This is a genomic window from Veillonella sp. ICM51a (genome assembly GCF_000524355.1).
GTDB lineage: Bacteria > Bacillota > Negativicutes > Veillonellales > Veillonellaceae > Veillonella > Veillonella atypica.
In genome coordinates this window covers 47,735-60,175 of the sequence record NZ_JAPX01000030.1, presented here as the reverse complement: position 1 = coordinate 60,175, position 12,441 = coordinate 47,735, and the positions used below count along the sequence as shown (strand labels likewise).

At 38.5% G+C, this 12,441-nt stretch carries 12 protein-coding genes; 3 read left to right on the top strand and 9 right to left on the bottom strand.

Annotation, left to right across the window (positions count from 1 at the left end; genetic code table 11):
- Window positions 1–45: 45 nt before the first annotated feature.
- The 7 genes from HMPREF1504_RS05135 to HMPREF1504_RS05105 form a co-directional block, all read right to left on the bottom strand.
- Window positions 46–1,083, bottom strand: coding sequence for a nicotinate-nucleotide--dimethylbenzimidazole phosphoribosyltransferase (locus HMPREF1504_RS05135; RefSeq protein WP_038123997.1), 1,038 nt, complete (start codon window positions 1,081–1,083; stop codon window positions 46–48).
- Entirely contained in the window at window positions 1,073–1,708 is a 636-nt protein-coding gene (locus tag HMPREF1504_RS05130; RefSeq protein ID WP_038123995.1) for a CoA pyrophosphatase, read from the bottom strand. Before HMPREF1504_RS05130 ends, HMPREF1504_RS05135 begins: the two co-directional genes overlap by 11 nt.
- 152 nt (window positions 1,709–1,860) lie before the next feature.
- Window positions 1,861–3,183, bottom strand: a complete 1,323-nt coding sequence (locus HMPREF1504_RS05125) for a dicarboxylate/amino acid:cation symporter (RefSeq protein ID WP_038123993.1) — start codon at window positions 3,181–3,183, stop codon at window positions 1,861–1,863.
- Between the two features lie 201 nt (window positions 3,184–3,384).
- Window positions 3,385–4,251 (bottom strand): hypothetical protein, encoded by an 867-nt coding sequence (locus tag HMPREF1504_RS05120; protein ID WP_038123990.1) that lies wholly within the window; start codon window positions 4,249–4,251, stop codon window positions 3,385–3,387.
- 41 nt (window positions 4,252–4,292) lie between these two features.
- Window positions 4,293–5,120, bottom strand: a complete 828-nt coding sequence (locus HMPREF1504_RS05115; RefSeq protein ID WP_038123987.1) for a hypothetical protein — start codon at window positions 5,118–5,120, stop codon at window positions 4,293–4,295.
- A 24-nt stretch (window positions 5,121–5,144) separates the two neighbouring features.
- Complete coding sequence (locus HMPREF1504_RS05110) at window positions 5,145–6,317, bottom strand: iron-containing alcohol dehydrogenase (RefSeq protein WP_038123985.1); 1,173 nt, start codon at window positions 6,315–6,317, stop codon at window positions 5,145–5,147.
- Between the two features lie 117 nt (window positions 6,318–6,434).
- Window positions 6,435–6,947, bottom strand: coding sequence for a flavodoxin family protein (locus HMPREF1504_RS05105; protein WP_038123983.1), 513 nt, complete (start codon window positions 6,945–6,947; stop codon window positions 6,435–6,437).
- A gap of 305 nt (window positions 6,948–7,252) precedes the next feature.
- On the opposite strand from HMPREF1504_RS05105, the gene HMPREF1504_RS05100 reads away from it, so the two are divergent.
- The 3 genes from HMPREF1504_RS05100 (at window position 7,253) to HMPREF1504_RS05090 (ending at window position 11,200) form a co-directional block, all read left to right on the top strand.
- Entirely contained in the window at window positions 7,253–9,535 is a 2,283-nt protein-coding gene (locus tag HMPREF1504_RS05100) for a ribonucleoside-diphosphate reductase subunit alpha (RefSeq protein ID WP_038123981.1), read from the top strand.
- A gap of 97 nt (window positions 9,536–9,632) precedes the next feature.
- Window positions 9,633–10,661 (top strand): ribonucleotide-diphosphate reductase subunit beta, encoded by a 1,029-nt coding sequence (locus HMPREF1504_RS05095; RefSeq protein WP_038123980.1) that lies wholly within the window; start codon window positions 9,633–9,635, stop codon window positions 10,659–10,661.
- Between the two features lie 110 nt (window positions 10,662–10,771).
- Window positions 10,772–11,200: a hypothetical protein gene (locus HMPREF1504_RS05090; protein WP_232203321.1), complete on the top strand. Its 429-nt coding sequence runs from the start codon at window positions 10,772–10,774 to the stop codon at window positions 11,198–11,200.
- Between the two features lie 232 nt (window positions 11,201–11,432).
- Here HMPREF1504_RS05090 and HMPREF1504_RS05085 read toward each other — a convergent pair whose 3' ends face one another.
- Window positions 11,433–11,891 carry a DIP1984 family protein gene (locus HMPREF1504_RS05085; protein ID WP_038123979.1) on the bottom strand — a complete coding sequence of 153 codons (459 nt, stop codon included), beginning with the start codon at window positions 11,889–11,891 and terminating at the stop codon, window positions 11,433–11,435.
- Window positions 11,892–11,967: 76 nt separating this feature from the next.
- Window positions 11,968–12,384, bottom strand: coding sequence for a GNAT family N-acetyltransferase (locus HMPREF1504_RS05080; RefSeq protein WP_038123977.1), 417 nt, complete (start codon window positions 12,382–12,384; stop codon window positions 11,968–11,970).
- Window positions 12,385–12,441: the final 57 nt, after the last annotated feature.

Sequence of the window (12,441 nt, the reverse complement as noted above, 5' to 3'; positions counted from 1 at the left end):
ATGACAAAACGCTCAGTTTAAAACTGAGCGTTTCTTGTATATATTCTATAATTTCATTATATCTGCAAACGTGCCTACGTTGACGAACATATGATGCGTAGTTCTAAGCATTTGTACCATTAAAATAGCCCCCGTCCCCTCGCCCATAGCCATTTGAGCTTGAATAGGAACCATATCTCGGGTAAGGCCAACCTCCGCCAACGCTATATCCATACCTCGTTCTCTTGAATGATGGGATGGTAATGCATAGTCCTCAACTTGTGGATTTATATGCGTAGCACAAGCTGCCGCTACGGCCGTAATAAAACCATCAATGACAAATGGAACACGATGCTCTGTACAGGCTATCATGGCACCGGTAATGGCCGCAATATCAAATCCTCCTACACGAGCTATTATGGTATGAACCCTATCAATTTCATTTGACACATCCAAATAATCCTGATGAAAGTCTAATACTTGTCGCACAAAATCAATCTTACGCTTCATCAAATCCGGCTTATCAGGCCATGATCCAAAACCGACTGTTTCCTCTGGAGTAGCCTTCGTCAATGCAGATAAGACACAGGCAGATGTCGTAGTATTCCCTAGCCCCATTTCTCCAAAAGAAAACAAATTAATTTTTTGTGCTACGTAATATTCTACCCGTTCATACCCAGCTTGAAAGGCAGCATTAAACTCTTCGGATGTCATAGCTGGACCATGCAAGATATTCTTTGTGCCTTTTGCAACCTTACAATCAACACCAATACCATCCTCTGAGGCAATCCCTACATCGACAACCTCATAAGGAATAGTATTGAATTTACAAAATAGTGTAGCAGCTGTATTCCCAAGCACCATATTTCGAGACTGCTTCTGTGTTACTTCATAGTTATAACCTACATAGCCTTCCATATTGCACCCATTATCGGCGGAAAATATGATGTGCTGCGGTCTGATTTCACTGTCAATACAGCCCCAAGCAGTACAGATTCTACGAAAATAAGTTTCCCACAGTCCTAGACCACCAGGAATAAGGCATTTAGGTTGGAGGAATTTATTCAATTCTTTATCAAATGAAGCTATTTCATTATCTTTCATTTTTAATCGTATTACCTTGTCCATATAAATCTAGGAAATTTTTAAGTACCCTACCTGTTAATCCCCATATTGTATATTGTTTATAGGGATAAAAATAAACCGAGTAATTTTGACGAATCTTCCAGTCTATTTGATATCCTTCTAATAGGTGGAATGGAAAGTCTCGCAACGGTTTTGTACCAATATCCAAATGACCTACAGTAGGTTCCATTTCAAGTAAATACGACAATGGCACCGTAAAAATTTCTCCTACTTCGTCTGGGTTTGGATTAAACTCAGATGTATGTAAACGTACGGCCACTGCATGTAGTTTCACGCCAATGGCAGAGACTAAACAATCTAGAGGTCCCAGTACTTCAATTTGACTTGTATCGATTCCTAGTTCTTCCGAGCATTCACGAATGGCCGCATCAGCTCCTGTTTTATCAGTGCTTTCACAATGTCCACCAGGAAAGCTAATTTCACCAGGCTGTCTACGTAAGGTCTGACTACGCACAGTAAATAGGACATGATCCTCACCATCAACTTCAACTAATGGCACTGCCACCGCAGCCGTTATAACATCAATATCTGTGGCCACTTGTGGATCTCGTCCATTTAAGTATGCGCTCAATTGTCTATCCATAGTCATCCCCCTTTTCTTCATTATACCAATAATCGTTTTCCAGAAAACAGTAGAAATAGCACAATATTATATTTTTTTATTTGAAAGCAAAATAGGTTGCCTCACATATAAGAGGCAACCTATTTATATATTATGCTTTTGTAAAGTACAATCTACGCACCTTGGAATTGAGGCATATCATCATGAGAGTCAGGATCGTCTAATGTACCTTTCAAATCATTATCAACCATGGCACATACAGATGCATCGGACCAAACGTTTTCGGCCGTTTCAATCATGTCGATAATCGTATAGATTGGCAAGATAATACCAAGTAAACCGATTGGCGCGCCAATGGAGCTCATCAAGGATAATGTTAAGAAATAGCAACCCATTGGAACCCCTGCATTACCGATGGCTGCAAGAACAGCGATGAAGAGCCAAGCTACCATAGTACCAGCTGTTAGTTCAATGCCTGCATTTTGCATTACAAACAAGGATGTAACAAGAATGAAAGCTGCGCAACCATTCATGTTAATTGTTGTACAAATTGGCAATACGAAACGCGCTACAGAAGGATGTGCTTTCAAATTGTCTTCTGCAGATGCTAATGTTACAGGCAATGTAGCAGCTGAGGATTTTGTAAACAATGCAACAGCTACAGCTGGAGACATTTTGCGGAATACATCGATAGGGTTTAAGCCACGGAACAACAAGAACAATGGAATTACAATAAAGAATTGAATCAAGTTACCGCCGATTACAACAGCTGTATATTTACCTAATGCACCAACGATGACACCCGCTTCGATTTGTGCAGATAATTGGCCTGCAAAAGCAAGGATACCGATTGGTAAAACGTAGAGTAAACCTCTAATCAATGTGAATAGTAATTCTTGTAAACCGAATAACACCTTCAATACTGCTTCGCGGCCTTCTGTACGAGGCATGAAAGCAAACGCTAAGCCAACAGAAGCAGAAATGAACATAACGGACAATACGTTACCTTCTAAATACGGTTTCAAGATATTGTTAGGAATAACAGATAAGAAATGGTCGTAATATGTTACGTGACCTAATTTTTCAGGTACTTGCGCTGCACCGGCACCGATTACATCAAGTGGTAAGTTGCCTGGCGCAATCCAAAGGAATAAAGCAAGTCCAACGGCAGCCGCACAAATTGTTGTTAACAATGTATAAGTAACTGCATGACCAAAGATACGTCCTGTATCCTTCTTAGCACCCAACATGGATAATGTGGTAATAACTGCTAGTGACACAGTAGGTATTGCGATAAATTGAAATAAATGTGTAAACACTGCAGCAATGAAATTAAATAAGTCATTAAGAACAGGAATATGTTGCCATCCTAAGATAGCACCAATGATAAGTGCACCCATCCATAAAATAAATTGACGTAATTTGCCTTGACCACGACTTTTCAAGGTAATCTCTTGCGCTAAGGCATCAACATTTTTGTTATTTGGGTCTGCCATAAAAACACCTCTCTACTAATAAAACTACTAGAGACTAATAAAGAAACCCCAGCCCTAGGGGCTGGGATAATTAATCACATCCGAGTCTCTTTGTAAAACCCATTATAAAGATATGTTTTAAATATGTCAATTACAATATGTGAATATATTGTAATATGTTCAAATATTATTCCTACTTTTATATAGATGCTCTAGTAAAATCTAGTGCCAAAAGTCTATATCCATAGTAATCATACGGGTTCGCTCTGGATTAAACATAAAATAAATGACTCTGGGCTGATCCTGATCAAAATTATGGTAAACAACATATACCACGTATTTCTCTGCTGACATCCGAGTACTATAATAATAATCTGAGTCAGGATCATCACCAACACTCTGTGTACCATTAATTAACCATGGAAATAATTTCCAGTTTTGTCGTCGAATGGTAATAACCTTATAGTAATCGTCCACATCACTAAATAATACACTTCTATCTTTCGGCTGCTTGAACTCACGAAGCAACTTAACTGTAGTATCTTTTTCCCTACCATTTATAAACGAATACCAAGCATTAGATTTAACAGATTCCTCATACTGTGAAATCGTAGCCTTATCACCATCTAATACTAAACAGCTTTGATTTCCACCTATTCCAATTACTTCTGCAGAAGAAATCACTTTCAAACTCTCCGGTAAAGACTTAGGTGTTTGTAATGGAGTCGGAATATACCCCGCCTTAGATGAGGGCCATGTAGAGTGCCATCGTTGTGTATCATAATGGGATATCCCCACAGCAGAAAATACTAAAGTAACAGCTAATGTAGGAAGCATACATAGAAAAAAGATTACATAAAAATATGTTAAAAATCTTTTTCGTATAGCTGCCTCACTATCAAGCACTCCACACTTTTCAAGCAATAAGACAATCGTAGCTATTAATAAAATCAGATAGTATAACCCAGAGTATGAGATATAATCCGATAATAAAAATGTTAATATCCATAGAATTATAAAAAACCATATGCTCTTTCTATAAGGCGCACCTAAAAATAATTCCTTTAGATACATTACACACTGTCGCATTTACTCTCTCCACAACCAAATTTATCCAAGGCCTTATTGGCCTACTTAGACTGATAAAATATAGCTCGTGTTCCATCATTACTAATTAAAAGTTCCACAAAATGAGGCCTTTTTGTATTACCATCATCAACAAATACATATAGTCTATGATCCTGAGTAGAATTATATGTATCCTTAACTACTGTTTTTGTTTCTTTTCGAGGTGCAAAGCGCAACCACTCTATAAAATTCCTTTTTGATAAATTTAGAGGTTCTTCCTCGATACTATCTATAACGTAATAACTATCAGGATGAGATATAAAACGCTTTACCTCCCCACTTTCTAAATCTAGTAACCTATAATATCTATCAATCTTAGCCATATAGGATGCATGTTGTTTTGCAATTGCCTCATATTGCGCAATTACTTTAGGATTCCCTTCTAACACTACATAACGATAAGGATACGCAGTGGCCCAGGCCACATCCGTTCGTACCATAGATACCTTATCAATACCTTCCGGAAGCTGTTCAGGAGATTTTAGTCCCTCTGGTAATTCACGATTGTTAGGCCAACCCCTTTTCCAATCAGTTGTACTATACTCAAAATCCTCAATTTGATCGAAGCTTGTATTAATATCATATTTAAGCCAATCCGCAACAAGTCCAGCTAAACACAAATTAAATATAATAAATACGCAGCAAATCAATTTAACATGTGTTTTTTCAGATAAAGCATGTTTCTTAAACCACTCATATTGTAGTAATAAACTCAATACTATTGCTATGCCAAATACAATATATGTTATAGGTGCTATATTAAATAGCATTGCTACTATAAACAATATAATTATATATGCAGTTAATAAGCCATAAAATATGCGAACCAAAACTCTCTCCCTATACTACTATTACTAAAACATTTTCTTATACAACACTTCTATATCTTCACGGCTTATTTTAGCTACTGTATTAGCTATATTGCCTGTAGCTACAACATATACATTATCCACGAGCCATGGAATGTCTTTTTTCTTAAATCCTAATTTTGTAAGGTTTGTAGTAAGGTCTAGGTCATGTACGATTAGACGTAATGCTTCCCCCAGCTCAGAACCATCACCATGGTTAAATATACGTGCCAATGCATTAAATTTTTCAGGGTTAGCGCTCCATGTGTATTCCACTACAACAGGTTCAATAACTGCAAGACCAACACCATGGGTAATATCTTTAAGGCCACTAGCAGGGTGTTCCATACCATGACCAAGTGTGACGCCTGCTGTATTGATAACCATACCGCCAATAGTGCTAGCCAATGTAACGGACTCCCATGCTTTCGTTAATTGTTTTTCATTAAGTATAGGTTCTTGATCATTAGCAATCGCTTTCACATGTTTATATAGGGGTACAAGATATTGTGCTAGTAATGTTACTGCATAATGAGCTAGTGCATCGGTGAAAGGTTGCGCAGTTTTAGATGTGTACGCCTCGATATTGTGACACAATGCATCGAAACCAACAGATGCCAACACATGAGGAGGCATAGTCCCCATTACAGCAGGGTCTACGATAGATACCTTAGGCACGATGGCATTACAACGCAAAGATTTCTTATCACCTGTTTCAGGATTAGTAAGAACACCAAAACCATTGCCTTCAGAACCCGTGCCACAAGTGGTTGGAATCACAATAAGCGGTAACGCATTATCACTCGTTTTACGGTTAAAGATATAATCATTAATGTCGCCATCATTCACAGCCATAAAAGCAATGCCCTTTGCACAATCCATAATAGACCCACCGCCGATGGCAATAACCATATCACAGCTCTCAGATTTAGCTAAAGCAGCGCCGTCTAAGGCAGTCGTAGTCAACGGATTGGCATCCACTTGGTCAAAAAGAACATGTTCAATATGGGCCGTATCAAGCTTTGCTACCACCCGGTCATATAAACCAGATTTTTTGGCACTAGTACGACCAGTTACAATAAGTGCTTTCTTGCCATACGGTGCAGCAAAACCAGCAACATTATCTACTTTATTCCAACCGAATTGGATATTTACAGGTAAAAAGTATGAGAATTCCATGTAATCGACCTCTTTTCTTTACATCATTATATTCTTATCGTAATGTACCTAAAAACGTTCGTCAATATATATAAAAATAAAACAGCAGTGCCATGTGTAACACTGCTGTTTATTGATTTAAATGGAGTCTAATACATGCTTAGCAAATTCCATTGCTGCCTTGAAATCATCCTCATTTGGATGGACTGCGGCTTGCTTATGACGTGCATCGCGATCAGCAGATTGACCGTGGCTATGCCCTTTCGGGAACATCTTGTACATCATTTCTATAACCTTAGGATCTACCTTACCTTGGCAGATGAAGGTTCCTACAGGCTCTACGCCATCGGGTAAACAATTTGCTGCATTAATTAAGCTCTCCTTAGCATGTGCCATTTGCGGTGGTACGCCTGCCGTGGCAAACAGAGCAATGTGAGGGTTATGTAATGTACCTAGTACATCACGGGCCTCCTTATTAGCTGTCCCTTTATCCACCCAAAATCCTGCAAATACAAGATCATAGGATGCTACATCGGGTGGTAACTCTTTCATAGATACGCAAAGTGTATCTGCTGGCAATACGCTAGTAATAGCCTCTGCCACTTGTTTAGTATTTCCCGTAAGGGACGAATATATAACGATAGATTTCATAGCTAACCTCCTATTGTAAAGCTATATTTATTATAAATCATATAGTATTTATCTATAATAAAATTAATCACAAACTATATCGATAAATTTAATCTAACCATATTGATAAATTCAAAAAAGTCAATATTGAATATATAGATTTTTTTCGCTATAATCATTACATAATGTATTTAACAAATAAGAAAACTACAATATATAGTAGTTTTCTTATTTTTCTGATTAGATGTAGCGTAAAAGTTCCATATATGATTTACGCAAATTCTACAGATGATTTTAGATAAATTTACGATGTAAGGGGAACCATAATGGAGATTATGATCAAGAAACGGGATGGCCATTTTGAACCGCTATCCGTAGAGAAAACGAAACGAATGATTGCCTTCGCATGCTTGGGGTTAGATTCTTGTGATCCACTAGAATTGGAAATGGATGCGAAATTACAATTCGTCGATGGCATGACGACTAAGGAAATTCAAAAAACTTTGGTACAAACAGCTATCGAAAAGGTTATCTCTAAGAAAGACGACGGTTTCGGCAACCAAGTTAACAAAATGAACCAAGATTGGCAGTTCGTAGCGGCTCGTCTTTTCTTGTTCGATCTCTACAAAGAAGCTGCTATCACACGCCGTTATAAAGCATTTGGATATGGGAACTTTCCAAATCTTGTACACATGCTTGTAGAAGAGAAAAAATACGCTGACTTCTTCGTTACAGAATATACTCCTGACGAATTACAAGAGTTAGGTGATTACATCAAACCTAAACGTGACTACCTCTTCAACTACGAAGGCCTTAAATTGTTGGCTGACCGTTACTTAGTAAAAGGCTTCAATAAAGAAATCTATGAATTACCACAAGAACGTTTCATGGCTATCGCGATGCACTTGGCATTGGTAGAAGGCGAAAACAAAGTAAAATACGCTAAAAAATTCTATGATTTGATGAGCCAATTAAAGATGACAACAGCTACACCTACATTGGCAAATGCAGGTACACCATTCCATCAATTGTCCTCTTGTTTCATCTCTGGTGTAGATGACAACCTATGGTCCATTTACGACGTAAACAGTAAATTCTCCCGCGTATCCAAACACGGTGGTGCCCTTGGTATTTACCTTGGCAAGGTTCGTGCATTGAACTCCGATATCCGCGGGTTTAAAAATTCCTCCGGTGGCGTTATCCCTTGGATTCGCTTGTACAACGATACTGCTGTTGCAGTTGACCAATTGGGCAAACGTAAGGGTGGCGCTACAGTAACACTCGATATTTGGCACAAAGACTTTTACGAATTCGTAGAGCTTCGTACAAACAATGGCGATGACCGTCGTAAAGCGCACGATATCTTCCCTGCTATCTCTGTTCCAAACATCTTCATGGAACGCATGATTGCCCGTGAAAACTTCACCCTCTTCGACCCTCACGAAGTCTTGACTGTGAAAGGCTACGCCTTAGAGGACTACTACGATACGGATGACAATAATGAGTTCACAAAACGTTACCTCGAATGTGAACAAGATCCTAACTTACACGGCATTGAAGTTCCAGCACTAGACATGATGAAAAAAATCATGCGCTCCGCTGTTGAAACTGGTACTCCGTTCATCTTCTTCCGCGATACAGTAAATGCTGCAAATCCTAACAAACATGCCGGTATGATTTACGCGTCCAACTTATGCCACGAAATCGCACAAAACGTTGGTTTCACAAATCTTGAAGAAGAAATCATCAACGAAGATGGCACTATTACTACGAAAACAAATACAGGCGACATGGTTACATGTAACTTGAACTCCATCAGCCTGGGTCGCATTACTGACGAAGAATTAGAAGAAAACATAGTTCTTCAAATTCGTATGCTAGACAATGTTATTTCCATTAACCAAGCACCAGTACCAGAGTCCCGCATGACCTCTGACAAATACCGCGCTATAGGCCTTGGTACTTCCGGTTACCACCACTACCTTGTAAACCACAATATCCAATGGGAATCCGATGAACACATCGAAACAGCGGACAAACTGTTTGAAAACATTGCATACTATGCTATTAAAGCTTCCATGGAATTAGCAAAAGAAAAAGGTGCATACCCAGCGTTCAAAGGTTCCGAATGGGAAACCGGTGAATACTTCACGCGTCGTGGCTATACATCCGATCGTTGGAAACAATTGGCTGCAGACGTTGCTAAATACGGCATCCGCAATGGTTACTTGATGGCCGTAGCTCCTACTGGTTCTACTTCCAACATTGCGAACACAACGGCTGGTATTGACCCTATCTTCAAAAAATTCTTCATCGAAGAGAAGAAAGGTTCTTTCACTCCAAAAACTGCACCAGATTTAAACGACAAAACATTCTGGCTCTACAAAGAGGCTCATACAATCGACCAACAATGGTCCATCAAAGCTTGTGGCGTACGTCAACGTCATATTGACCAAGCACAATCTTTCAACTTGTATATCACACCTCAAATGAAAGCAAAAGAAATTCTCGACCTGTATGTTGAGGCATATAAACAAGGGATTAAAACGATTTACTACATTCGTAACCAATCCCTCGAAATGGACGAATGTACTAGCTGTTCTTCGTAATAGTTAAAATATCATTGCTATAATTTACACAAACTATAAATCTGATGACGGCCTATAGCAATATAGGTCGCATCGTTGTATAAAGAGGAGTCCTACTATGGATAAAAAACTGATTTTCAACGAACATGGTGAACGTGGCACGCAATCTATGATTGGCGGTAACACAACAAACCTTCGCGAATGGAACCGTATCAAATACGACTGGGCAAACCAAATGTACCGTACAATGCTCAACAACTTCTGGATTCCTGAAGAGATTTCCTTGAACGAAGACGTTAAGCAATTCCCCTACTTAACAGATTATGAACGCCGCGCATTCGATAAAATCATTGCGTTCTTGAATTTCCTTGATTCTATTCAATCTGAAAACTTGCCTAACTTAAGCCGCTATATTACAGCATCTGAAGTGGCATCTTTATTGAATATTCAAGCATTCCAAGAAGAAATTCACGCCCAAAGTTATTCCTACATTTTGGACACAGTAACAAACCCTATTACACGTGACAAAATTTATGACGAATGGCGTACAGATAAAACGTTGCTTGAACGTAACCGCTTCATCGCCGATGCATACCAACGTTTCAGCGATGATCCTAGCGAAGCAAACCTTATTCATACAATCATTGCTAACTATATCTTAGAAGGTATCTACTTCTACTCCGGCTTTAGCTTCTTCTATACATTGGCACGCCAAGGTAAAATGACAGCTACATCTACAATCTTCAAATATATCAACCGCGACGAAGTAACTCACCTTGTATTATTCCAAAACATCATCCGTGAGTTACGCCGTGAACGCCCTGACTTGTTCACACCTGAACTAGAAGCAAAAATTACTGACATGATTCGCCAAGGTGCAGAGAACGAAATCGCTTGGGGACAATACATCACTGATGATAAAATCCTCGGTCTTAACAACGTTCTTATCGAACGCTATATCAAATACCTTGCGAACATCCGCTTAGAAGCAATCGGCTTGCCTCATCTATATCCTGAAATCAAGGAAAACCCTATGGAATGGATTGAAAGCTTCTCCAACTTGAATAGCACGAAAACTGACTTCTTCGAAGCAAAAGTTACAAACTATACAAAGGCAGCGGCATTTGATTTTGATGATTTAGAGTAGATTAAACTTAAATATATATGTAAAAGGATCAACCTTGCCCAGCATGTGGTTTTCCGCCTACGGTTTGGATGGAATATAAACCACGTCGTCTCAGCCCTAAACGGGAAAAGATGTTAAACCTTCATTTACACCCAATTTGTGTACATTTTCCAATCGTTGGAACAACAGGATCCTTCTTTGTTCCTATTATCGCATTATTGATTCCATCTATTGCAGCCACATTGTTCCATGTTGTCACATTAGTAACAATGATTCTGCCAGCACTTGTAATTCTTGGTGGTATTTCAGGATATATTGGCAGTAAGTTACGATTTAAAACGGCAACTGCAAAATACCCGAAACAAAAAATCTACCTAACAATTATCTACTTCATCATTTCCTGTATTCAATCCTATATGACCATAGCTCACAGTGTAAACGCAGAAAATGCGTGGATTATGATTATTCTAGGTATCATTGGATCTATATTTGCCGCCAAACTCGGTAAAATGGGTTCTTACCTATTTGCAGGACGCTTTAGTCCATATACAGCAGGATAATAAAAAGGGATGCTTTCATAGAAAGCATCCCTTTTTATTATCCCCAACGCCACCCTCACCAAAACAGTTGATACATGGTAATACATTATAAAAAATAACCATACATTTATACGCAATAAGGGCTTACATGATACATATCTTCAGCGCCCCATACATGTAATGGAATATCATCTTTTTACGAATTAAGCAATCGTGGCTTTGTATCCACCCTATCTTGATTACCAACTTGTGATTAGTACTCTATTAAATCAACAGTCCAGTTAGTGAATTGTAATAAATTATCTAAAGTACGAATCTCCTTGGAGATTATATCTGCTGTTTTTTGTAGCTCGCTAACATTTACAGTTGCTATCATTTTAATTTCCGAACCACGGGCACGATAATTAATAGCACTTGCGCTATCTGCTAATGCACGATATGCAGATAAACGCATAATTGCACCTTCTTTTTCCGCTATAATTTGCGTTAAAGAGCGCCCTTCAACAATAGTTGCACAGTTAGTAAGATTAATATCTTTAATAAGTTGTTGAAGTCTAGCAATTACCGCTTCTAGTTCTTGCATCAACACGGTAGGGTCTTCATTAGGTCTTTCCCCTTCTTGTACTAAACTATTTTGATTTAAACGACCTCTCAAGTCACTAATTTTCTTATTTAAATCAGCTCGTTCCTGTAATGCTTCTGCAAGTTTCATGGTTACACCTCCTGCGAATATCAATCAATACATACCTTTATCTTGATTATATTTCTAATAATACTAAACTGCAATATTATAGCTGTTTCCTCATCATCACATGAGGACACCCTTCATCAAGGTATTCCTCCCCTTCAGCCACATATCCAAGAGACTCGTAGAATGGCTTAGCCTGTACCTGTGCAGACAAAGAACACGTTTTAAATCCATCTCTCCGAATACCATTTTCTGCAGCATGCATAATTTTTGAGCCCAAATTCTGACCACGATATAATTTGCGTACCGCCATACGTCCTATATGAGCATCCCCTGCTATATCACTTGGGAAAAATCTACAAGTACCAACAGCTTTTCCATCTATAAATAAAAGCACGAATTTTGCGGTTTCATCAATTTCATCAAATTCATTTTCAAAGCCTTGTTCTTTCATGAACACATCTGTGCGAATTTGTTTAATATCATCGTTAATTGTATTTAAAATTTGAATAATCATAACTCTCCTTACCGATTATGTTCTATAACGTTTATATTGCTAGCATTTTCTACCTTT

Coding starts and splice junctions, on each gene's coding strand:
- HMPREF1504_RS05135 (WP_038123997.1), bottom strand. CDS start 1,083: ATGAAAGATAATGAAATAGCTTCATTTGATAAAGAATTGAATAAATTC.
- HMPREF1504_RS05130 (WP_038123995.1), bottom strand. CDS start 1,708: ATGGATAGACAATTGAGCGCATACTTAAATGGACGAGATCCACAAGTG.
- HMPREF1504_RS05125 (WP_038123993.1), bottom strand. CDS start 3,183: ATGGCAGACCCAAATAACAAAAATGTTGATGCCTTAGCGCAAGAGATT.
- HMPREF1504_RS05120 (WP_038123990.1), bottom strand. CDS start 4,251: ATGCGACAGTGTGTAATGTATCTAAAGGAATTATTTTTAGGTGCGCCT.
- HMPREF1504_RS05110 (WP_038123985.1), bottom strand. CDS start 6,317: ATGGAATTCTCATACTTTTTACCTGTAAATATCCAATTCGGTTGGAAT.
- HMPREF1504_RS05105 (WP_038123983.1), bottom strand. CDS start 6,947: ATGAAATCTATCGTTATATATTCGTCCCTTACGGGAAATACTAAACAA.
- HMPREF1504_RS05100 (WP_038123981.1), top strand. CDS start 7,253: ATGGAGATTATGATCAAGAAACGGGATGGCCATTTTGAACCGCTATCC.
- HMPREF1504_RS05095 (WP_038123980.1), top strand. CDS start 9,633: ATGGATAAAAAACTGATTTTCAACGAACATGGTGAACGTGGCACGCAA.
- HMPREF1504_RS05090 (WP_232203321.1), top strand. CDS start 10,772: ATGTTAAACCTTCATTTACACCCAATTTGTGTACATTTTCCAATCGTT.
- HMPREF1504_RS05085 (WP_038123979.1), bottom strand. CDS start 11,891: ATGAAACTTGCAGAAGCATTACAGGAACGAGCTGATTTAAATAAGAAA.
- HMPREF1504_RS05080 (WP_038123977.1), bottom strand. CDS start 12,384: ATGATTATTCAAATTTTAAATACAATTAACGATGATATTAAACAAATT.